A 22,923-nucleotide genomic window follows, 5' to 3' on the forward strand; every position below is an offset into this window, starting at 1 on the left:
GACGAGGAGGATGGGGCGCATGACGCAACTCACCATCGACCTCGGCGGCACGGCCGTCAAGCTGGGCGTGTTCGATGCGAACCGGCTGCTCGACTCGGCCGAACTCGCGGCCGCCGACGGTCGACTCGTGCTCGACGAGGTCGCCGCCGCAGCGGATCGGATGCTTCGAGGCGCACGCGCCGACGGCATCGCGATCGCCGTGCCCGGCATCGTCGACCCTGAGTCGCGCCGTCTCGTCGCCGCGCACGGCAAGTACGCCGCGCTGCACGGCGTCGATCTCGCCGAGTGGTCGCATGCTCGGTTCGGCGTGCCCGCAGTCGTCGAGAACGACGCTCGCGCCGCACTCATCGGCGAGATGTCGGCCGGCAGCGCGCACGGTGCGCGAGACGCCGTCCTGATCGCCCTCGGCACGGGCATCGGCACCGCCGCCGCGATCGACGGACGAATCATCCGCGGCGCCCACGGCCATGCCGGCGTGCTCTCGGGTCATGTCACCGTCGATCTCGACGGGCCGCGCTGCCCCTGCGGCAACCTCGGCTGCGCCGAGGCCCTGGCCAGCACATGGGCGCTCGGCGAGGCCATCGCGCGGCGGGCCGTCTCGATCGGTCCCGAACTCGCGCGTCGGCTCGGGGCGGAGCGCGCGATCGGCATCCGCGATCTCGTCGAGACCCGCAATGAACCCGAGTCCGCCGCGGTGCTCGAGCGGTACGTGCGTGTCTGGGGTGCGGTCGTCGTCGGTCAGTGCCACGCGTTCGATCCCACGGTCGTCGTCGTCACCGGCGGCGTGATGAGGTCGCGCGACGTCGTGCTGCCCGCGCTCGTCGAATACGTGCACGAGCACCTGTGGTCCTCATCCTTCCGGCCGGCGTTCGTGACGCCCGAAGCGCCCGCGCTCTCGGTGCTTCGCGGACTCGCCGCGCTCGCACTCGATTCCGCTACAGCAAGGGATACCCATGGCCCACGATGACCCGAACGCCGATCTGACCCTCGAGCAGTACATGGCGGGTGAGGGCAGCAGCTACGTGAAACTGCCGAAGGTCGCGCTGCCCGCCGGATCCGAGGTGCTCATCGGCGACGAGGCGTGGCGACGCGCGCTCGAGATCGCCGCCGCGAGATCGAGCGTGCAGGCACCGGTCATCGCGGTCGACGTGTATCCGGGCGGTGACGTCGATGCGATTCGGCAGCGCATCGCCGAGGCGGTGCCCGCCGCGGTGATCGTGGATCTCGAAGAGGCGGCAGCGCTGCCGAACGAGGCGATCGAGGCGCTCATCGGGCGCAACCTCACCGACGACCGGGTGTTCGGTGTGATGAGCCACTTCACGGTCGACGAGTTCTACGACCAGGAGCTGGTCGTTTCGCTGCGCGAACAACTCGGCCGGCGCTCCTCGCCGACCTTCGTCGTGGGCTGGGGTGCCGATGCCGCCCTCGCGCGGGCCGCCGACGCACTCGTGCTCGTCGACCTCGCGCGCTGGGAGATCCAGCAGCGCCAGCGTGCGGGCGGCACGAACTGGCGTGCAGGCAACGGGGGTGAAGACGCTCTGCGCAAGTACAAGCGCGGCTTCTTCGTCGAGTGGCGCACCGCCGACCGGCACAAGCGCACCCTGTTCGACCGAATCGACGTCCTCGTCGATGGCAACGCGGCATCGGCCGCCGCGGGCGCCGTCGAGGGCGACGCCTTCCGCGGCGCGCTCGCCGCGACATCCGCCGCCCCCTTCAGGGTCGTGCCCTTCTTCGATCCGGGCGTCTGGGGCGGCCAGTGGATGAAGAGCACGCTCGACCTCGATCCGTCGGCCAGCAACTACGCCTGGTGCTTCGACTGCGTGCCCGAAGAGAACTCGCTCCTGCTCGAGGCGGACGGCCGCGTCGTCGAGATCCCCGCGCTCGACCTCGTGCTCATGCACCCGCGCGAACTGCTCGGCGAGAAGACGTTCGCGCGGTTCGGGGCCGAATTCCCCATCCGATTCGACTTCCTCGACACGATGGACGGCGGCAACCTCTCGATGCAGGTGCACCCGCTCACCGACTACATCCGCGACACGTTCGGGATGTCGTACACGCAGGATGAGAGCTACTACCTGCTCGACGCGGCCGACGACGCCGTCGTCTACCTCGGCGTGAAGACGGGCGTCGACCCCGAGGAGATGGTCGGAGCCCTTCGGGCTGCGACCGATGGCGAGCATCCGTTCGACGCCGAGCGCTACGTCAATGTGTTCCCGGCGAAGAAGCACGACCACTTCGCGATTCCGGCCGGCACCGTGCACTGCTCTGGCGCCGACTCGATGGTGCTCGAGATCTCGGCGACGCCGTTCATCTTCACCTTCAAGCTCTGGGACTGGGGCAGGGTCGGCTTCGATGGCGTGCCTCGACCGGTGCATCTCGACCACGGTGAGCGCAACATCCAGTGGGAGCGCGATACCGAGTGGGTCGAGCAGAACCTCGTCGGCCAGGTCGAAGAGCTCCGGCGCGAGCCGGGACTCGTCGAAGAGCGCACCGGCCTGCACGAGCTCGAGTTCATCGAGGTGCGCCGGCACTGGTTCGACGACGAGGCATCGCACGACACCGACGGAACCGTCAACGTGCTGAACCTGGTCGAGGGCGACGAAGTCGAGGTCGTGAGCCCGACCGGGGCCTTCGAGCCGTTCGTCGTGCACTACGCCGAGACCTTCATCGTGCCGGCGGTGGTCGGCACGTACCTGGTTCGGCGCACCGAGCGCTCACGCAGTGAGCGGTTCGCCACCGTGAAGGCGTACGTGCGGGGCACGCGCGACTCCGACGACTGATCACCCGACGCACGACTCACGAAACCAGCACCACGGCACCACGGCACCACGGCACCACCACATGAACCGTTGCCTTGCGGCGACTGGGTATCGTTGATACCTTGGCGAAGCGGTTGGTAACGATACCAAAGGACAAGGGAGTTCCAGTGAATTCACGACGCACGAAGTTCGGGGCCGGGGCGGCCGCGCTGGCCGCATCCGCGATGCTGCTCGCAGCCTGCTCGGGAGGCGGCGCGGCCGACTCCGGAGAGACGACCGGCACGCTCGACTTCTATACCAACAAGGCCGCGTGGGAGCCCGATTTCGACGAGCTCAACGGTGCCAGCGAGGCATCCGTCGACATCTCGCTCAACACGACCGGCTACTCGGACGCCGACCAGTACGACGCGTTCATCAAGCAGTCGTTCCGCACCTCGAAGAGCCCTGGCCTCTTCACCTGGCAGACCGGCAGCTCGCTCACGGAGCTCGTCGACGAGGGGCTCATCGCCGAGACGACCGACATCTGGTCGAACGCCGTCGACGAGGGCTGGGTCACCGAAGACCTGCGCGAGACGTACACGGTCGACGGCAAGCAGTACTGCGTGCCGATGAACATCGCCTACTGGGTCATGTACTACAACACGAAGATCTTCGAGGAGCAGGGCATCGAGGTGCCCACGACCTGGGAGGAGCTCGACGCTGTTGCAGAGAAGCTGACCTCGGCCGGCGTCACGCCGTACTACCAGACGAGCACCCTCTTCACCTTCCAGTGGTTCCAGCAGATGGTCGCGGGCACGGACCCCGAGCTCTACGAGGGTCTCTCGACCGGTGAGGTGAAGTACACCGACCCCGAGATCGTCGACATCATGAACCTCTGGCTCGAGCAGCAGGAGGCAGGCTGGTTCAGCGACGCCGGCAGCACGGTCGACCCGGCTGTGGGTCTGAAGCAGGGCGACTACGCCATGATCAACTTCGGTTCCTTCTTCAACGGGTCGCTCGACGGAGCCGGCATGGTCTCCGGCGAGGACTACGACATGTTCGTGATCCCGAAGACGAACGCCGACCTCGAGCGCACCCCGGTCGCCGTGGAATCCGGTCCGCTCTGCGTCGCCGAGAACTCCTCGCAGAAAGCTCTCGGCCTCGCGTACTCCGAGTGGTGGATGTCGGATGAGGCGCAGACCGCGTGGAGCGAAGCCCGCGGCGACGTGGCATTCAACCCGAAGGCGACCGTGGCCGACCCGATGCTCGCCGAGCTCGGCAGCACGGTGGCCAGCGACGACTACCTCGTGTACGACCGCTACTTCGAGGCGACGCCCACTCCGATCCTCACCGTGGCGCTCGAGCAGTTCGGCGCATTCATCGCCAATCCCGGCGACCCGATGCCGTTCCTCGAGACCATCCAGGCCGAGGCCGACAAGTACTGGGCCGACCAGGAGTAACGGCGTATGGCGTCTCGTGGTTCGCAGTACCAGTGGTCCGCCCGGGGCTTCATCGCCCCGGGCGTGATCCTGGTCGCCGTCCTCCTCTACCTGCCCCTGCTGTGGACGACGTTCCTCAGCTTCACCGAGTACAACGGCCTCGGCGACCCCGACTGGATCGGTCTCGGCAACTTCGCCGAGATGTTCGAGGACCCGGGTTTCATCGGCTCGCTCCTGAACACCCTGCTCTGGGTCGTCGGCACGCTGCTCATTCCAGTGGGCATCGGCCTCGCGCTCGCCCTCCTCACCTGGAACCTGCCGGGAGGGGTGTGGCTGCGGGTTCCGTTCCTGATTCCCTACGCCCTCTCGGGCATCGGCGTCGGCCTGATCTGGTCGTTCATCCTCTCGAGCAACGGCGCGCTCGACCAGGCGCTCGGCGCCTTCGGCATCACCGAGACGCCGCGCTGGCTCGTCGACGCCCCACTCAACACCGTTGTGATGATCATCGCGGCGGCGTGGCAGGGCGTCGGCGTCAACGCCCTGCTCTTCACCATCGGACTCAATTCGATTCCGAAGGAGCCGCTCGAGGCGGCGCGGGTCGACGGGGCCACCGGAGGCCGTCTGTTCACGAGCATCCTCTGGCCGATGCTTCGGCCGCTCACCGCGGTCGTCGTCGGACTCTCGATCGTCGCGAGCCTCAAGACCTTCGACATCGTGCTCAGCATGACCAAGGGCGGCCCCGGTCGGGTGTCGGAGACGCTCGCGCTCACGATGTACAAGGAGACCTTCGTGAACAGCGACTACGGACTCGGCTCGGCGATCGCCGTGTTCCTGACGATCGTGACCATGATCGCCGCCATCCTGTACCTGCGCGAGCAGCTCTCGAAGAAACACGAGATCTAGCCATGTCGAGAATTCTCCGCACGACCGTGCTCATCGTCTTCGGCGTGATCTGGCTGCTGCCGGTCTACCTGCTGCTCGTCAACGCGGCGAAGTCGCCCCTCACCTTCACCTCGACCACCTCGTGGGTGCCGACCGACTTCTCGCTCTTCGGCAACATGGCCGAGGCGTTGCAGCTCTCGGGCCTCGGCGACAGCGTGCTGAGCACCCTGCTGTACGCCCTCGTGTCGCCGGCCATCGCGGTGCTCGTCGGTGCCGCCGCTGGATTCGCGATCGTCGCGCTTCGCCTGAAGCACGGTTTCGCCTGGTTCGTCGTGATCTTCGGCGGCACGGTGTTCCCGCTGCAGATGGTGCTGCTGCCACTCTTCGACGGCTACTCGCGTGTCGGCCTCTTCGACACCCAGTTCGGCATGATCCTCATCTACACCGCGATCTCGATTCCGTTCTCGGCGTTCGTGATGCGCAACTTCTTCACGGGAGTCGCGCACAACGTGTTCGAGGCCGCCGTGCTCGACGGCGCGACGACGTGGCGCATCTTCATCCGCCTGTACCTGCCGATGGCCTCGAGCGCGCTCGTCGCGATCTTCATCCTGCAGGCCACGTTCGTCTGGAACGACCTGCTGCTCGGCCTGACGCTCAGCCAGTCCGACGACGTCCGTCCGATCGTGACGACCCTCGCCGGCATGCAGAGCACCTATGGCGGGGCGCAACTCTCGACGGTGCTCGCAGCCGGCGTGCTCGTCTCACTGCCGACGGTCGTGCTGTTCCTCTTCACGCAGAAGTTCTTCGCCCGCGGCCTCGCGCTCGGACAGTACTAGGAGACCGATGTCCCTCATTCCCACGGTCGACGACCTCGCGGCCGACCCCGTCACACATCACTACGACGACATGATCGCGCCAGCGGGCCTGACGAACTTCCTCGGCACCGTGCGTGTCGATCACGACCTCACCGCGGTGAGTGCGACCACCTTCCCGCCGGTGTCGCAGGGGCTCGCCAAGACAGCGGTGCTCTTCGTCGACGGCCGCATCTTCGAGTCGTACTGCACGCCCGTCACGCACGAGTGGCGGGCGGATCGGGTCGTTCGGCGGGCGAGCCTGCCCGGCCTCGACCTCGAGACGACGACCGTGTGCGTGCCCGGCAGCACCGCGCTCGCGATCGACGTACGGATCACGAACACGGGCGCGGGGCGGCGCTCGGTACCCGTCATGCTCACACTCGCCTCGCGCGCCACGCGAGCGGCGGAGGCCTGGCTCGATGCCGAGACGCCGAGCGAACGCAATGCGGTCGAGACGGATGCCTCGCGGCTCGTGTTCTCGAACGAGGCGGGCACTGCATGGAGCGTGCAGGGCGTCGACACCGACGCATCCGTTCGCCTGAGCGGGGTCGCCGAGTCGCCCGACGAGTACGAGGTCGGCATCGGCGGCACCGGACGGGGCGGCGACGTGACGGTCGTGCTCGAACTCGCGCCGGGGGAGACCGGCCGCTTCGGCTACGTGCACGCCACCGCGACGTCGCGTGCAGCAGCGCTCGCCGAGTTCGACCGGGCGGCGGTCGACGTGCCCGGGGCGGTCGCAGCATCCGAGCGGTTCTGGAACGCCCAGCTCGAGGCGGCCTTCACACCCGGCAACGCCGAGTTCTCGGGTCACCTGCCCGTGCTCGAGACCACGTCGGACGCGTTGCGCAAGCTGTACTGGTGGGGCGTGCTCGGCGTCATCTGGTTCCGCCGTGACTTCGCGGGCAACGTGCTCGGCCGCAGCTACGACACGCTCATGCCGAACTACTGGGCGACGACGACGTTCATCTGGGACTACAGCCTGAGCTCGATCACGCACGCGCTCCTCGACCCCGAGCCGATGAAGCGGCAGCTCAGCCGCTGGATCTCGAGCGACACGCATTCGCACTTCGGCACCTCTTCGCTCACCGGTGGCCCCGTCGGCCGCTGGTACTCAGTCAACGACTACGCGATGACCCGGCTCGTGAACGACTACGTGCGCTACACCGCAGACACCGGTTACCTCGACGAGGCGCACGGCGACGGCCGCGCAACGGTCGATCACCTGAAGTACTGGTCGCTCGCGTGGCAGGAGCTGCGGGGGGACTCGCCGCTCGCCGACTACGGCGAGATCGACAACCTGCTCGAGTGCGTGAGCTCCTACACGCACGAGGTCGCGAGCTTCAATGCGGCGAACGTGTGGAACCTGCGCACGACGGCCGCGATCCTCGAGTCGCGCGGCGATGCGAGCGGTGCTGCGGAACTGCTGGCCGAGGCGGATGCGCTCGTGGCATCCGTCATCGATCTCTACCTGCCGGGCGAGGGATTCTTCGCGGCGCAGCAGCCCGACGGTTCCCGGCTGCCGGTGCGGCACTGCTATGACTTCAACCTCGTGGGCACGACGATCGCTGCCGATCTCGACGAGCGGACCCGCCGCGAGATGGTCGCGTTCTTCGAGCGCGAGCTGCAGACGCCCGCCTGGATGCGCTCGCTCTCGCCGTGGGACGCCGACGCGAGCTACAGCGTGCGGCCCGACCACCAGTGGAACGGCGCGTACCCGGCGTGGCCGGCGGATGCCGCGCGGTCGCTCGTGGCCCTCGGCGAACCCCAGCGCGCGCTCGACTGGCTGCCCGGACTCGCCCGCTCGACCAACCAGGGGCCGCCGTCGCAAGCGCACTTCCAGGAGGAGGCGATGCCGCCGATCAACGGCGGCGCCCGCAAGGCTCCGCCGCAGCTGCCGTACATCATCGATTGGGCCTGCTCTTCGGCCGGGGCGTACGTCGCGCTCGTGATCGAGTCGCTCTTCGGTGTCGACCCCTCGATCGACGGACTCGGCACGGTGAACGGATGCGTCGGGGCGCTCGATCCCGACGCGGTGCTGCGCGGCCTCCGCGTCGGCGGCCGGCTCGTCGACGTGCACGCGAGCGGCGCGGTGGTCGACACGGTCGAGCCTTCATGAGCGCCGGCGATCTGCGCGACATCCCGCTCGACACGGTCGAAGTACGCGGCGCGATCACCATCGAGCGCACCGAACGCGGCCTGCTGCCTCGGCGCCTTCCGGCATGGGCTCGGGCGCAGATCCCCGACCCGTTCATGGTGCAGACCACCGCCGAGAGCGCGGGCATCCGGCTCGCACTCCGCACCGCGGCATCCGTCATCGAGCTCGACGTGTCGGCCACTCGCATGGCCGCCGACGAGACCGTCTCGCTGCCGCCGAGCCACTACGACGTGACCTCGGGTGGCGAGCTGGTGGCTCGGGCCTCGTCCATCGCCGGCTCGAGATATGTCTTCTCCTTCGAACAGCCGCTGGGCTACGCGGCGCCGGGACCGCCGACGACCGTGCGAATCAGTGACATCGACGGTGGCGGTCGGGAACGGGAGCTCGAGCTCTGGTTCCCATTCACCGACGAGGTCGAAGTGCTCGGTCTGCGAGCGGATGCCCCGGTCACACCGCCCGCGCCCGACGGCCGGCCGCGCTGGCTCCACCACGGCAGCTCGATCAGCCACGGCTATCGGGCCGACTCGACGACGGGCACCTGGCCCGTGGTCGCCGCGCTGCGTGCCGGCGCCGACCTCACGAGTGTGGCGTTCTCGGGCAACGCGATGCTCGATCCGTTCACGGCGCGCACGATGCGGGACGCCGCGGCCGACCTCATCAGCGTGAAGGTCGGCATCAACCTCGTGAACGGAGACGTGATGCGCATGCGTGCATTCCGTCCAGCCGTGCACGGATTCCTCGACACGATCCGTGAGGGACACCCCGAGACGCCGGTCGTCGTCGTCTCGCCGATCTGGTGCGCACCGGTCGAACGTGCAGCCGGGCCGACGGTGCAAGACCCGACCCGGACGTACGAGTGGTCGATCGCCGGCGGAACGTCCGCAGAGGTCGCACAGGGCAAGCTCTCGCTCGCGACGATCAGGACCGAGCTTCGCGACATCGTCGATCGACGCAGGCCCGAGGATCCGAACCTGAGCTACCTCGACGGCCTCGAGCTCTACAGCGAGCGCGATGCGCAGCGGATGCCGCTTCCCGACAACCTCCACCCGGGTCCTGACGCGCAGCACCACATCGGCGAGCGCTTCGCCGAGCTCGTGCTCGAGCCGTTCATCGCGGCCCGCAGCCGTTGAGCCGCAACGACATGGATGCCCCGTGGCTCACGAGCCACGGGGCATCCGTCATTCGGGGTCGGCCGTCAGGCGCGAGCGATCAGCAGGTACTGATCGCCTTCCACGCGCCCCACTGCAGCGAACCGGGCGCCTCGTTCTGGTTCCACCACTGCGCCTCGTAGTTCGCGCCGCCGTAGCTCACACGCGAACCCTGCACGTAGACCGCGCCGCTCGACCAGGCGGCGCAGCTGCCCGGGTTTCCGCCGCCCGGGGTGCCGCCGTCGCCGTCGCACTCGGCGACCTTCGCCCACGGGTCACCGCCGGTCGGGGTGTTGTTCTGGCTCCACCATTTCGCGCGGTACTCGGCGCCCTGGTAGCTGACGACCGCACCGGTCGTGTACGTCGCCGAGGGGCTCCATGCCGCGGCCGTGCATTCACCCGGATCGGGTGTGGGCGTGGGCGTCGGGGTGGGCGTCGGAGTCGGCGTGGGGGTCGGCTCGGGGTCGACCGGCCCGCCGCCGCCGCCGCGGAACTTGTCGGCGAGGGTGCCGATCAGCTCGCCGTTGCGGTCGCCCGAGAGCTCCCACCACATTCCGCCGCCGAGTCCCTTGGCCGCGATGTAGTCGGCCTTCTGCGCGATGGTGCGGGTGTCGTCGTAGCTCCACCACTGCGTGCCGTTGTAGCGCCAGGCGGCGCCGATCGCGGCGTCGTAGTACCCGGTGCCGAGGTTCTTCAGCTTGTCGTAGTCCTCATTGCCGGCCTCGTACGTGCCGGGCCCGGCTTGCGTCGCAGGGCCCCACGGGGTCGACGATGTCGCTCCCTGCCAGCCGCGGCCGTAGGCTGCGAGCCCCAGGCCGAGCTGTGCGGGGTCGATGCCCGCATTGACGTAGGCCTTGACCGCCTTGTCGACGCTGAACTTCTGCCCGGCGGGCCGTGGGTCGGCAGGGTCGTCATAGAGATTGCCCTGATGGCCGGTGAGCGTCGGATCCCATGCGCCCCAGAGGTCGTAGCCCTGGATGTTGCCGTAGTCGAGGGCGTCGAAGAGCGCCGGGTCGTTCCAGCCGCCCGCCGAGATGTCGGCGGGGTTCGCGGGCAGGAACGCGCTCAGCAGATACGGCTTGCCGGATTGAGTGGTCAACGCGTCGAGCTGCGTACGGAACTCCTGGATGAGCTTCTTGAAGTTCGCCTTGTCGTTCACGAGGTCGACGTGGTTGCCCTCGAGTCCCGAGTTGGTGCCGGGCCACTCCCAGTCGAGGTCGATGCCGTCGAAGACGCCCGCAGCCGCGCCCGCGCCGCCGCGACCGTCGATGACCGGCAGGTTGCCCTTGATGTAGAGATCGATACAGCTCGAGACGAAGGTCTTGCGCGAGGCATCCGTCGCCGCGGCCTTCGAGAAGTTCTTCGACCAGGTCCAGCCGCCGAGCGAGATGAGGGCCTTGAGCTCGGGGTTCTTCGCCTTGAGCTGCTTGATCTGGTTGAACGAGCCGGCGAGCGGCTGATCCCACGTGTCGGCCGTGCCCGCGACGGAGTTCGCCGCGGTGTAGCCCATGCCGAAGTCCGCCCACGCGTCGCCGGCGCCGTCGGAACCATTGGGCCCCGTGCCCTGCGCCTTGTTGGCGATGAAGCACTTCAGCGTCTCGTGATGGATGTTGCCGAAGGCGTAGTTGATGTGCGTGAGGTCGGCCGCCGCCCCCGAGGCCTGCAGCTTCTGGAGCTTGAAGTCGCGAGCGTAGACGCCCCATTGGGCGAAGTAGCCGACATTGCGGTAGCCGTTGAGGCCCGCCGCAGTCGTGGTGGAGTCGGGGGCTGCCGACGCGGCAGCCGCCGTGAGCGCGCCCATCGCGATCACGGCGGCGGTGGCGATTGCTGCGATCGCCGCCGTTCCGCCGCGGCGCGGTCTTCTGGCTTCTGACATGAGTCACCTTCACTGTGCGTCGTCGGGTGCGGCAGGGTGCCGCCGGTGCACTCACGGTAGGCAGTGGGTGGTTTGTAAGGCGTCCGTACAATCCACATGCCTCGAGCGGATGCGGCCGGCACACATACGTAGGGCTACGTACGGGTCGCCGGTGCCGCCGGGGCGCTCGGTGCTCGATGCGCGAGCAGTGCGAGTTCGACCCGGGAATGAACGCCGAGTTTGGCGAAGACGCGGGCGACGTGCACCTCGACGGTGCGCACCGAGACGAAGAGCTCGTTCGCGACGTCGCGATTGGAGTAGCCCTCGGCGACGAGCTCGGCGACCTCGAGCTCCCGTTCGGTGAGTGGAGTGCTCCACGCGACGCTCGATTCGGATGCTGCGCCGTCGTCGTGCGGGATCGGCGCTGGCGTCACCGCCGGCGTCGTCGCGGGCGGGGGTGAGGTCGTGGTGGAGGGGCCGGCGGGGAGCGCGTCGAGGTCGGCCTCGGCGGCCTGCGCCCAGGCATCTGCGCCGATCTCGCCGAAGAGGCGAGCGGCGCCCACGAGATGCCGGCGAGCGTCGGCGAGGTCGCCGTCGGCGGTGAGCCGCCGACCGAGCTCGAGCTCGACCCGGCTGCGCTCGAAGGGCGACAGCAGTCGGTGGGCGACCGCGCCCGCATGCTCCACCACGGTGGCGAGGGTCTCGATCGAACACGTCGCGATGAGCTCGCGAAGCACCGCCGCTTCGTGCTGAACGGGGGAGTAGCCGGGGTGATCGGCGGTTCGCGCGGCGAGTCGCGCCTCGTGCATGCGGCCGGCGAGGGCCCACGCGGGCGCCTCATCGAGGCCGGGCAGGTGCAGCCCACCCCTGCGTCGGCCGAACGCGCCGTCGGCGGCGAGTGAGAGCAGGGTCGCCGCCTCCGTCATGCGGCCGTCGAAGGAAGCACGGATGGCGCGGTCGACGAGCAGTTCGCCGCCGAGGTGCCGGGCTGTCGCCGCCGGAGTCGTCGCCTCGAGCGCGGTTGCGAGCGTGCCGGGCCGACCGAGCACGCAGATGTCGAGTCGACGTGCGAGTGCGACGCCGAGCCCGGCGAACGCGAGCGCGATCGGCGTGCTGCAGGCAGCGGCGTGCAGCTCACTGCGCGCGCGGCTGAGATCGCCGGCCCAGAATTCGATGAGAGCGGCCGCGACCCGCCGCTGCGCCTCTCCCAGCGGGCTCGGCCGGTGCGTGCCCCACGCGGGCATCGCCGCCGGGCTGACGGCGCGGAACGCACCCCGCTCCGAGGGGTGCAACGCCCTGAGCGCGGCGGCGTGGTGATCGGCGCGGCCGAGTCGCAGGGCATGACCGACCGCCGCCTGCAGTTGCCGTCCGGGCGGCGCCCGCCATCCGTCGACCACGTCGACCGTGCCCGGCGCTCCCGGTTCGCCTGGCTGGCCGAAGACGTCGCACCAGGCATCGCCGAGCGCGAGGTCGAGAGCGACCTCCGCGTCGGGCTCGTCGGTGCCGTGCTCGGCAACGAGCAGCCGGCCCTGACGCAGCAGCTCGGCCGATTCGACCGCGTTGCCCCGCTCGGCGTGCAGGTTCGCGGCCGTGACGATCGCTCGCACGAGGTGCGCGATCCGAGACTGCGGCGGGTGAGGCTCGAGCCTCGCGAGCTGCTGCTCGAGCGCCATGTCGGCGACGTGCCCCTCGTGCAGCGTCGCGGCGTGCACGAACGCGGCGAGTGCGGCCGCGACGGTGTCGGCATCGGTCGAGGAGACGGGGTCGCGCAGCCAGTCGACGGCGTCGTCGACGAGGCCGGCTTCGAGGGCCGCCACGCCGGCGATGGTCTGGGCCGCGGCGCGCTCGTCGCCCACGGCGTGGCAGGCCGCTTCGCGGGCGACGGCGTGCGCCCACTCGGCGTCGCCCGCGTCGCACGCCTCGCGAGCGACCGCGAGGAGCGGCCCGACGAGCGTGCGGTTGCCGTCGAGCGTGCTGAGCGCCCGGTGCCAGAGCGCGAGCCGCTCGTCGCCGAGCCCGGCGTGGGCGCGAGCGGATGCCGCGTGGGCATCGGTGCGCTCGGCGAGGCTCGCAGTCTCGTGCACCCAGATGCGCACGCGCGGATCGGCGAAGGCGAATCGCCCTGCGGCGATCACGAGATGATCGGACACGCACCCCGAGATGGCCGCGCCGATCGGCACCTCTGCCGCGATGAGCATGACGTCGGTACGGTCGGACACGCTCACCGCGGCGTGGAGGAGGACCCGCCGGGTCGCCGGATCGAGTGCGGCGAGCCGGGCGCCGAGCGCCTCGTGCACGGCGCGAGAGAGGGGCAGCGGATCGGGTAGCGCCGAGCCGCCGCGGAGCTGGGCCGGCGTGAGCAGCCTCGCGGTGTCGAGCACGGCGTGGGGGTCGCCGGCCAGAGCGGCGCAGAGCCGGGCCGCGACATGGGGCGACGCCACGATGCCGTGATGCCCCAGCAGGTCGAGCGCGCCCGCAGCATCGACCGGCTCGCCCCCGGGGACCGACTCATCGAGGGCGACGACGAGGGCACGCATGGTCAACTCTGGGTGCGACACAAATGACGCTCCGCTCGACGTCGAGGCTCACTGGTTGCCCGATCGTAGCAAGCCGCGGGCGTTCGCTCGTGGATTCATCCACAGCTCGAGCGCGCCCCGGAGTTCAGCGAGGCGCTCGGGTGGTGCTCGCCCGCACGACGAGGCGAGTGGGCAGCGGTGCACCGGAATCGGGCAGCGGATCGGCGACCTCGCCCTCGCCGAGCAGGCGCAGCACGACGTCGACCGCGAGGCGCCCCTGCTCGCCCGGGTACTGCTCGATCGTGGTGAGGTCGAACATCTCGGCGTACTCGTGCCCGTCGACGCCGACGATCGAGAGATCGAGCGGCACCGCGATGCCGAGGCGATCGGCTGCGCGCATGGCGCCGAAGGCCACCTCGTCGGATGCCGCGAACAACGCCGTCGGCCGGTGGTTCGGGTGCCCGAGCAGCTGCAGCGCGGCGCGGTAGCCGTCGGGCGTGCTCATCTCGGTCTCGACGATGTCGCTCGGTGCCGGAGTGATGCCCGCCGTCGTCATCGCCTCGAGGTACCCGGCCCTGCGCTGCCCGGCGACGCTCGCGGGGTGGTCGAGTGCGCCGGCCCCTGCCAGGTGCGCGATACGGGTGTGCCCGAGGTGCAGCAGGTGCTCGGTGGCGAGAGTGCCGACGGCGCGATCGTCGACCGCGAGTCGTGCGGCGGCACCGCCGCTGCCGCCGAGGCACACGAGCGGCTTCTCGCGATGTTCGAGCGCGTCGACCTCGTGCCCACTGAGGTCGACGCCTACGGCGATGACGGCATCGACGCGCTTGCGGGCGAGGAAGAAGTCGAAGACCCGTGCGCGCTCGGGGCCGGTCTCGGCGACGTTGTAGAGCGTCAGGTCGTAGCCGGCGGCGAGGAGTGCGCGCTCGATGCCCTCGAGCACTTCGCCGAAGAACCAGCGGTTCACGAACGGGATCACGACGCCGACGTTCTTCGTGCGTCCGGTGACGAGGCTCGCGGCATCGGGCGAGACGATGTAGCCGATCTTCGACGCAGCGGCCACCACTCGCTGCCGGGTGTCGTCGGCCACGTAGCCGCGGCCGCTGAGGGCTCGCGAGGCCGTCGCCTTGGAGACGCCCGCCAGTCGCGCGACATCGCCGATCACCGGCATCCGCGCCTCCCTCCGTCGGGCCGCTCCGATGCCGAGTGTACTGCCGAGACGATCGAATGTGGAACCGTTTCCTGTCGCTCTCAGCGACCGTGCTTCGCCGAAGGCTCGCGATATGTGAGCGCTCTCTCGTAGCATCTGCGCGAGTCGAATCGTGGTGTCCGAACCGTGACCTGCGATGACTTGTGAGGAATCGACGCGTGTCCTACCGTGGATGCTGGAACCGGTTCCCGGCTTCGCCTGCATCACACGCACTCAACGAGGAGATGACATGAGAATCAGACGGCATCGCCGTTGGATGGCCCCCGTGGTCGCGGCCGCGGCGATCGGCCTCGCACTCACGGGCTGCACCGGCGACATCGCTGAGCAAGACGCTGCCGACGTCGACTGCGGGCCCTACGAGGAGTACGGCACGTTCGAAGACAAGGCGGTCACGGTCGCCGGCACGATCCTCGACCTCGAGGCCGATCGCCTCATGGAGGCGTGGGCCGACTTCGAGACCTGCACGGGCATCGAGGTCGACTACCAGGGCTCGAGCGAGTTCGAGGCGCAGATCGCGGTGCTCGCCGAGGGCGGCAACGCGCCCGACGTCGGCATCGTTCCGCAGCCCGGCCTGCTCGCTCGCCTCGCGACGGGTGGCTGGCTGATCCCCGCGTCCGAGGCCGTCGAGGCCAACGTCGACGAATGGTGGTCGGAGGACTGGAAGCAGTACGGCACCCACGACGGCACCTTCTACGCCGCGCCGCTCATGGCGAGCATCAAGGGTTACGTCTGGTACTCGCCGGCCGAGTTCGAGGAGAAGGGGTACGAGATCCCGAAGACCCTCGACGAGTTGAACGACCTCTCCGCCACGATCGCGGGCGAGGGCGAGCACAAGCCATGGTGCGTCGGCCTCGAGTCCGGTGACGCCACCGGCTGGCCCGGCACCGACTGGGTCGAGGACTACATGCTGCGCCTGCACGGGCCCGACGTCTACGACCAGTGGGTGACGCACGGCATCCCGTTCAACGACCCGCAGGTCGCCGAGGCCTTCGACGCCGTCGGTGAGGTGCTGAAGAGCGAAGACATGGTCAACGGCGGTATCGGAAACGTCTCGACACAGGTCACCGAGGCGTTCCAGACCGCCGGCCTGCCGATCCTCGACGGCGAGTGCTCGCTGCACCACCAGGCTTCGTTCTACGAGACCTTCTGGAACCCCGAGGGCGGCGACGAGGTCACGGTCGCTTCCGACGGCGACGTGTTCGGCTTCCTGCTCCCGCCGGTCAACGCCGATGACCCGCTGTCGGTCACCGGTGGCGGCGAGTTCCCGGTCGCCTTCCGCGATGCAGAAGAGGTCGAGGCGTTCCGCGCCTTCCTGTCGAGCGACACGTGGGCGAACAACCGGGTGAGCCTCGGCGGCGTCATCAGCGCCAACACCGGCGTCGACCCCGAGAACGCGTCGAGCGAGCTGCTGACGCAGTCGATCGAGATCCTTCAAGATCCCGAGACGACGTTCCGCTTCGACGGATCCGACCTGATGCCCGGTGCCGTCGGTGCCGATTCCTTCTGGAAGGGCATCGTCGCCTGGGTGACCGGCGGCGAGACGCAGCAGGTGCTCGACACCATCGAGTCGAGCTGGCCCGCGCAGTAGCGCTACGCGCGCCGATAGCGGCATGATCGAGGGGCGGGGCATGACAGCCCCGCCCCTCGTCACCCCACTTCAACGAACACTCCAGATTCAGTGAAGAACCTCGGGAGGCACGATGACCACCGCCGATCTGCTCGGCAAGCTACTCCAGGTGGTGATGGGGCTCGCCGTCTTCGCGGCGGTCGTGGGCCTGCTCATCTTCTTCATCGACAAGGCCCCGAAGAAGGGTCGAGATTACTGGCAGCTCACCTTCTTCCTGCTTCCGGCGATGCTCTTCATCGCCGTCGGCCTCGTCTACCCGGCGATCCGCACGAGCCTGCTCGCCTTCCAAGACCCGAGCGGCGACTGGACCCTCGCCAACTTCGTCTGGACCTTCACCCAGCCGGCGGCGATCCGCACGCTGATCAACACGATCATCTGGGTACTGCTCGTGCCGACCATCTCGACCGCGATCGGCCTCGCGTACGCCGTCTTCATCGACAAGTCACGCGGTGAGCGCTACTACAAGGTCATCCTGTTCATGCCGATCGCGATCTCGTTCGTCGGCGCCGGCGTGATCTGGCGGTTCGTCTACGAGTACCGCGGGGGCGACCGCGACCAGATCGGTCTGCTGAACGCCATGGTCGTCGCAGCGGGCGGCGAACCGGTGCAGTGGCTGCAGACCGACCCGATCAACACCTTCCTGCTGATCGTCGTCATGATCTGGATCCAGACGGGCTTCGCCATGGTGTTGCTGAGCGCCGCCATCAAGGGCGTGCCGACCGAACAGATCGAGGCGGCGCAGCTCGACGGCACCAACGGCTGGCAGCGGTTCCTGAACGTCACGGTGCCCGGCATCCGCGGCGCGCTCGTCGTCGTGCTCACCACCATCTCGATCGCGACGCTGAAGGTCTTCGACATCGTGCGCACGATGACCGCCGGAAACTTCAACACGAGCGTCATCGCCAACGAGATGTACACGCAGGCGTTCCGTGCGAGCGAGGTGGGCCGTGGTTCGGCGCTCGCCCTCATCCTGTTCGTGCTGGTGCTGCCGATCGTGATCTACAACGTCAATGTGCTCCGCAAGCAGAGGGAGATCCGATGAGCAGCGTCGCCCCCGCCGACCTCCCCGTCGGCAAGAACCTCGGCTCGCTCGAGGCCGCCGAGGCCGCCGAGACCGCCGAGTCCACTGAGCGCGGCACCAAGACGGCGCGCGTCAAGAAGCGGTTGACGTCGCGCACCGCGACGATCATCTCGCTCATCATCGCCGTCGTCTGGACCATCCCCACGTTCGGGCTCCTCGTCTCGTCGTTCCGGCCGGCCGACCTGATTCGCGACACCGGCTGGTGGACGATCTTCCAGAACCCGGGCTTCACGCTCGACAACTACGCCGATGTGCTGATCTCGACCTCGTCGTCGTCGCCGCAGCTCGGCGCGTACATCGTGAACTCGATCGCGATCGCGGTGCTGGCCACGTTGATCCCGCTCGTGTTCGCCTCGATGGCGGCCTACGCCTTCGCGTGGATCCGGTTCAAGTGGGTCAACTGGCTCTTCATCTTCGTGTTCGCCCTGCAGATCATCCCGCTGCAGATGGCGCTCGTTCCGCTGCTCCAGATCTTCTCGACCTGGCTGCGCCCGATGCAGGCGTGGTTGCACGACATGATCCCCATCATCCCCGAGCAGAACTACCTGCCACTGTGGCTCGCGCACTCGATGTTCGCGCTGCCACTCGCGATCTTCCTGCTGCACAACTTCATCTCCGAGATCCCGTCCGACGTCATCGAGGCGGCGCGGGTCGACGGAGCCACGCACGGGCAGATCTTCTTCCGCATCGTGCTGCCGCTCGCGACCCCGGCGCTCGCGTCGTTCGCGATCTTCCAGTTCATCTGGGTGTGGAACGACCTGCTCGTCGCCCTCATCTTCTCGGGCGGCACGCAAGACGTCGCGCCGCTCACCCAGCGATTGGCCGAGATGGTCGGCACGAGAGGTCAGGACTGGCAGCGGCTCACGGCGGCCGCATTCATCTCGATCGTCATTCCGCTCGCGGTCTTCTTCGGTTTGCAGCGCTACTTCGTGCGCGGCCTGCTCGCCGGTTCCACGAAGGGGTAGCACGCCGACTCGTCGAGTACGTGCGCCGCGGGCGAACACGGGCCGGGGCTCGGGGGTGCGGATTAGGGTGAACCCATGAGCATGCACGGGGGAGCACCGCGCGTCGGCAGTACCGCCGGTGGCGGTGGTGGTGGTGGTGGCGGTGGCGCGGGCGGCGGCCGCGGCGGCGGTGCAGGCGCGGGTGGCGGCGGCTCGCGCCGGGTCTTCTCGGCTGACGAAGCGGCGCAGCGCGCCGCGAACGCCGAGGCGCCGCGGGTGCCCAACCTGCTCGGCCGCATCGCCGAGCTGTTCGCCCCGCACAAGGGTGCGCTCATCACCACGGTCGTGCTCGTGCTCATCGGCGCCGGGTTCGCCATCATCCCGCCCCTGCTGACCCAGCGGGCGTTCGACGACGGCCTGTTCCCGGTCGACGCGAGCGGCGAGGCATCCGGCCCGAACCTGCCAGTGCTCATGTGGCTCGTCATCGCGATGATCGCCGTCTACATCGTCTCGGCCCTGCTCGGCGTGTGGCAGACGTGGCTCACGGCGACGATCGGCAACAAGGTCATGGGCGCCCTGCGCGTGCGGCTCTTCACGCACCTGCAGGCCATGGAGTTGAGCTTCTTCACGCGCACGAAGACGGGCGTCATCCAGTCGCGCCTGCAGAACGACGTCGGCGGCGTCGCGGGCGTGCTCACGAACACCGTCTCGAGCGTGCTCGGCAACACGGTCACGGTGATCTCGGCGTTCATCGCGATGCTGATCCTCAACTGGCAGCTCACGATCATCGCGCTCGTGCTCATGCCGTTCATGGTCATCGCCCAGCGCCGGGTCGGCCAGGTGCGGGCACGCATCGCGGGCAAGACGCAGGAGTCGTTGTCGGAGATGACGGCGATCACGCAAGAGACGCTGAGCGTCTCCGGCATTCTGCTGTCGAAGAGCTTCACCCGGCAGAAGAGCGAGATCGAGCGCTACGCCGACGAGAACCAGAACCAGATCGAGCTGCAGGTCAGGCAGCAGATGAGCGGCCAGTGGTTCTTCGCCATGGTCAACATCTTCATGTCGTCGATTCCCGCGATCGTCTACCTGGTCGCCGGCTGGCTCATCGCCGGCGGCGCAGCGGATGTCACGGCGGGCACGATCGTCGCCTTCACCACCGTGCAGGCGCGACTGCTGTTCCCGCTCATGGGGCTCATGCGCGTCGCGCTCGACCTGCAGACCTCGAGTGCGCTGTTCGCCCGCATCTTCGAGTACCTCGACCTGAAGCCCGCGATCGTCGACAAGGCCGGTGCTCGCGCTGTGCCGTCGGGCCCCGCGCTCGGCCGGGTCGAGTTCGACGAGGTGTCGTTCCGCTACCCCGATGCCGACGACGACTCGCGGCCGACGCTCGATGGTGTGAGCTTCACGATCGAACCCGGCCAGTTCGCGGCCTTCGTCGGCCCGTCGGGCGCCGGCAAGACGACGGTCTCCTACCTCGTGCCGCGGCTGTACGAGGCATCCGCCGGTGCCGTGCGCTTCGCGGGTGTCGACGTGCGCGACCTCGATCAGGAGTCCCTCATCTCGCACATCGGCATCGTGAGTCAAGAGACCTACCTCTTCCACGCCACCATCGGCGAGAACCTGCGCTACGCGCGGCCCGATGCCTCCGACGCCGAGGTCGAGGCAGCGGCGCGCGCCGCCAACATCCACGAGACCATCGCCTCGTTCCCCGAGGGCTACGACACCGTGGTCGGTGAGCGCGGCTACCGGCTCTCGGGCGGTGAGAAGCAGCGCATCGCGATCGCGCGGGTACTGCTGAAAGACCCCGCGGTGCTCGTGCTCGACGAGGCGACGAGCGCACTCGACACCATCTCCGAGCGCGTGGTGCAGCAGGCTCTCGACGACGCAGCGCGAGGTCGCACCACGATCGCCATCGCGCACCGGCTCTCGACGGTGGTGGCGGCCGACGTGATCTTCGTCGTCGTGGCCGGCCGCATCGTCGAGCAGGGCACGCACGCCGAACTCGTCGGAGCCGAGGGCGTCTACGCCTCGCTGTATCGCCAGCAGGAGGAGCGGCCGGTGCTCGAGGGCTGACGCTCGTCGGGGCCGACCCGCGACGGTCGATTCGCGGGCATGACTTCGGCCGAACACCTTGCGGGGCACGGGGCAGCCGACAGTAGAGTGTGGAACAGCTTGCCGGGGGGCCGAGAGGGGCGACGTGTCGACGACTGAACGAGGCGCGCCTCCTGGGACTCCGTCTGAAGATGACGTTGCATCGCGAGCGGCAACCGCAGCCGGAGCAGCAGAGTCACCACCGCGGCCACCGGCCGCGCCACCAGCGGCGCGTCGCGCGGCGCGCGAGCCGAAGCCACGCGCATCGAAGTCCCGGCGGGTCGGGCTCAGCATCCAGTCGAAGCTGCTCATCATGCTGCTCGGGGTCAGCCTCGTCTCGTCGGTCATCGTCGGCATCATCGGCTTCGTCAGCGGGCGCGAATCGCTGCGCGCCGCGGCGATCGACCAACTGACCACCATCCGGGAGCTGCGCACGGGCGAGCTCGAGCGCGTGTTCGGAGGCGTGCAGACCGGGGTGACGCTCGACTCGCGCAACCTCAGCGCGCAGAACGCCTCGGCCGCCCTGAACGCCGGGTTCGAGGAGGCGCAGTCGCGTCAGCTCACCGAGGAGCAGCGGGCCGAGCTCGAGGCCTACCACGACACCGAGTTCAACCCGGCTCTGGAGGCCCGCGCGGGCGGCACCTACGCCGACAGCGCGTTCATCCCCGAATCCGCCGCCGGGCAGTACCTGCAGTACGAGTACACCTCGCAGGTCTACCGTTTCCCGGGCGGCGAGCTCGACGAAGAGACGGCCATCACCGCGGGCAACGCCGATGACGGCAGCCCCTGGTCGGCAGCGCGCGAGCGGTACCACGACTACTTCCAGCGCATCATCGACGCCTCCGGCTACGACGACGTGCTCATGCTCGACACCGAGGGCAACGTCGTCTACACCGCGTACTCCGGTCCCGATCTCGGTATGAACCTCACGACGGGGCCGCTCAAGGACTCGCAGCTCGCCGTCGCGTACCGCGAGGTGATGGCCACGAACTCGGTCAACGCGCTCGCGACCACCGACTACGAGCGCTACATCCCGTCGCTCAACGTGCCGGCGATCTGGGTGGTCTCGCCGGTCGGCAACTCGGAGCACATCTCGGGCGCCATGGCCGTGCAGATTCCGATCGACATCATCAACGACGTCCTCACTGGCGATGAACGTTGGAAGGAGCAAGGGCTCGGCGACACCGGCGAGGTCTACATCGTCGGCAGCGACGACCTGATGCGCAGCAACTCGCGCCTGCTCATCGAAGACCCCGAGGCGTATGAGAAGCTCGCCGTGGCCAACGGCACCCCGTCGGACCTCGCCGCACGCGAGGTCGAGGTCGGCGGCACGGTGCTCTTGCAACCGGTCACCACCGACTCGGTGCGGCTCGCCCAGCAGGGCAAGTCGGGCACCACGATCTCACGGGGGTACCTGGGCCGCGAGAACATCACGGCGTACACCCCGGTCGACATCGACGGGCTCAACTGGGTCGCGGTCGCCCGCATCGACACCGCTGAGGCCTTCGCCCCGGTGACCGACTTCACGCGCAACCTGGTGATCTCGATGCTCGCCATCCTGCTCGCCGTGAGCGTGCTCTCGATGCTGCTCGCCCAGGTGTTCACGCGCCCGGTGCGTCATCTCTCCGACGCCGTGCGGCGCGTAGCGGGCGGCGATCTCACGGTGCAGGTGCCCGCCGGTTCACGCGACGAGTTCGGCGATCTCGGCAATGCCTTCAACGACATGAGCTCGAGCCTGCGCATCAAGCAGGAGCTCATCGACGAGCAGCGCGGCGAGAACGAGCGGCTGCTGCACACGCTGATGCCCGAGACGGTCGCCAAGCGCTACCAAGACGGCGAGGAGACGATCGCCGAGGTGCACCAAGACGTCTCGGTCATCTTCGCCGAGCTCATCGGCTTCGACGACTTCACGGCGTCGCTGTCGAGCGATGACGAACTCGCGCAGCTCAACTCGCTCATGCGCGGCTTCGACGAAGCGGCGGAGCGAACCGGCGTCGAGAAGGTGCGAACGCTCAGGGGCGGCTATCTCGCGAGCTCGGGCCTCATCGTGCCCCGCGTCGACAACGTGCGGCGCGCCGTCGAGTTCGCGACCGAGCTGCGCACCGTCATCGAACGGTTCAACGCGTCGAACGACGCATCCATCGAACTGCGCGCCGGTATCGCGACCGGCACGGTGACGAGCGGCCTCGTCGGGCGCACGAGCCTCGCCTACGACCTCTGGGGCGATGCCGTGAACCTCGCCTATCGGGTGCGCAGCGTTGACGGCAGGCCCGGTGTCTATGTGAGCCAGGCGGTGAAGGATCGCCTGCAAGACGGAGTGCGCATCGTCTCGGCGGGAACGATCGACACCGCCGACGGCTCCGAGACCGTGTGGCGGGTGGAGTAG

Annotated in this window: 15 protein-coding genes; 12 read left to right on the forward strand and 3 right to left on the reverse strand. The window is 68.8% G+C overall.

Translation table 11 applies throughout. The features are described from left to right. The first annotated feature begins 19 nt into the window (after positions 1–19). The 7 genes from H521_RS0102960 to H521_RS0102990 all read left to right on the forward strand — a co-directional run bounded on the left by H521_RS0102960 (position 20) and on the right by H521_RS0102990 (position 9,198). On the forward strand, positions 20–967 hold the full coding sequence (locus tag H521_RS0102960) for an ROK family protein (RefSeq protein ID WP_022891545.1): 948 nt from the start codon (positions 20–22) through the stop codon (positions 965–967). Beyond that, the gene (locus H521_RS0102965) at positions 954–2,780 is read left to right on the forward strand and encodes a class I mannose-6-phosphate isomerase (RefSeq protein ID WP_022891546.1); all 1,827 of its coding nucleotides are present in this window, start codon (positions 954–956) and stop codon (positions 2,778–2,780) included. Before H521_RS0102960 ends, H521_RS0102965 begins: the two co-directional genes overlap by 14 nt. A gap of 146 nt (positions 2,781–2,926) precedes the next feature. Continuing rightward, complete coding sequence (locus H521_RS0102970; RefSeq protein ID WP_022891547.1) at positions 2,927–4,198, forward strand: ABC transporter substrate-binding protein; 1,272 nt, start codon at positions 2,927–2,929, stop codon at positions 4,196–4,198. Between the two features lie 6 nt (positions 4,199–4,204). Continuing rightward, positions 4,205–5,080 (forward strand): carbohydrate ABC transporter permease, encoded by an 876-nt coding sequence (locus H521_RS0102975; RefSeq protein WP_022891548.1) that lies wholly within the window; start codon positions 4,205–4,207, stop codon positions 5,078–5,080. A 2-nt stretch (positions 5,081–5,082) separates the two neighbouring features. After that, positions 5,083–5,895, forward strand: coding sequence for a carbohydrate ABC transporter permease (locus H521_RS0102980; RefSeq protein ID WP_022891549.1), 813 nt, complete (start codon positions 5,083–5,085; stop codon positions 5,893–5,895). Positions 5,896–5,902: 7 nt separating this feature from the next. Continuing rightward, entirely contained in the window at positions 5,903–8,029 is a 2,127-nt protein-coding gene (locus H521_RS0102985; protein WP_022891550.1) for a glucosidase family protein, read from the forward strand. Further along, positions 8,026–9,198, forward strand: coding sequence for an SGNH/GDSL hydrolase family protein (locus tag H521_RS0102990; RefSeq protein ID WP_022891551.1), 1,173 nt, complete (start codon positions 8,026–8,028; stop codon positions 9,196–9,198). Before H521_RS0102985 ends, H521_RS0102990 begins: the two co-directional genes overlap by 4 nt. Positions 9,199–9,277: 79 nt before the next feature. On the opposite strand, the gene H521_RS0102995 is transcribed toward H521_RS0102990, so the two are convergent. The 3 genes from H521_RS0102995 to H521_RS0103005 all read right to left on the reverse strand — a co-directional run bounded on the left by H521_RS0102995 (position 9,278) and on the right by H521_RS0103005 (position 14,755). After that, positions 9,278–11,092, reverse strand: a complete 1,815-nt coding sequence (locus tag H521_RS0102995; protein WP_022891552.1) for a glycosyl hydrolase family 18 protein — start codon at positions 11,090–11,092, stop codon at positions 9,278–9,280. A 134-nt stretch (positions 11,093–11,226) separates the two neighbouring features. Next, entirely contained in the window at positions 11,227–13,608 is a 2,382-nt protein-coding gene (locus H521_RS0103000; protein WP_022891553.1) for a helix-turn-helix transcriptional regulator, read from the reverse strand. Between the two features lie 124 nt (positions 13,609–13,732). Then, entirely contained in the window at positions 13,733–14,755 is a 1,023-nt protein-coding gene (locus tag H521_RS0103005) for a LacI family DNA-binding transcriptional regulator (protein ID WP_022891554.1), read from the reverse strand. A 268-nt stretch (positions 14,756–15,023) separates the two neighbouring features. Between H521_RS0103005 and H521_RS0103010 the strand changes: the two genes are divergently transcribed. From H521_RS0103010 to H521_RS0103030, 5 genes are all read left to right on the forward strand, one after another. After that, positions 15,024–16,382 carry an ABC transporter substrate-binding protein gene (locus H521_RS0103010; protein WP_026481837.1) on the forward strand — a complete coding sequence of 453 codons (1,359 nt, stop codon included), beginning with the start codon at positions 15,024–15,026 and terminating at the stop codon, positions 16,380–16,382. 112 nt (positions 16,383–16,494) lie between these two features. Beyond that, positions 16,495–17,463, forward strand: coding sequence for a carbohydrate ABC transporter permease (locus H521_RS0103015; protein WP_022891556.1), 969 nt, complete (start codon positions 16,495–16,497; stop codon positions 17,461–17,463). Further along, positions 17,460–18,467, forward strand: a complete 1,008-nt coding sequence (locus H521_RS0103020; protein WP_022891557.1) for a carbohydrate ABC transporter permease — start codon at positions 17,460–17,462, stop codon at positions 18,465–18,467. The genes H521_RS0103015 and H521_RS0103020 overlap by 4 nt, the downstream gene beginning before the upstream one ends. A 75-nt stretch (positions 18,468–18,542) precedes the next feature. Beyond that, complete coding sequence (locus H521_RS21220) at positions 18,543–20,519, forward strand: ABC transporter ATP-binding protein (protein ID WP_022891558.1); 1,977 nt, start codon at positions 18,543–18,545, stop codon at positions 20,517–20,519. Between the two features lie 331 nt (positions 20,520–20,850). Then, positions 20,851–22,923 (forward strand): adenylate/guanylate cyclase domain-containing protein, encoded by a 2,073-nt coding sequence (locus H521_RS0103030; RefSeq protein WP_040423482.1) that lies wholly within the window; start codon positions 20,851–20,853, stop codon positions 22,921–22,923.

Origin of the sequence: Agromyces subbeticus DSM 16689 (assembly GCF_000421565.1) — a bacterium.
GTDB classification, from domain to species: Bacteria; Actinomycetota; Actinomycetes; order Actinomycetales; family Microbacteriaceae; genus Agromyces; species Agromyces subbeticus.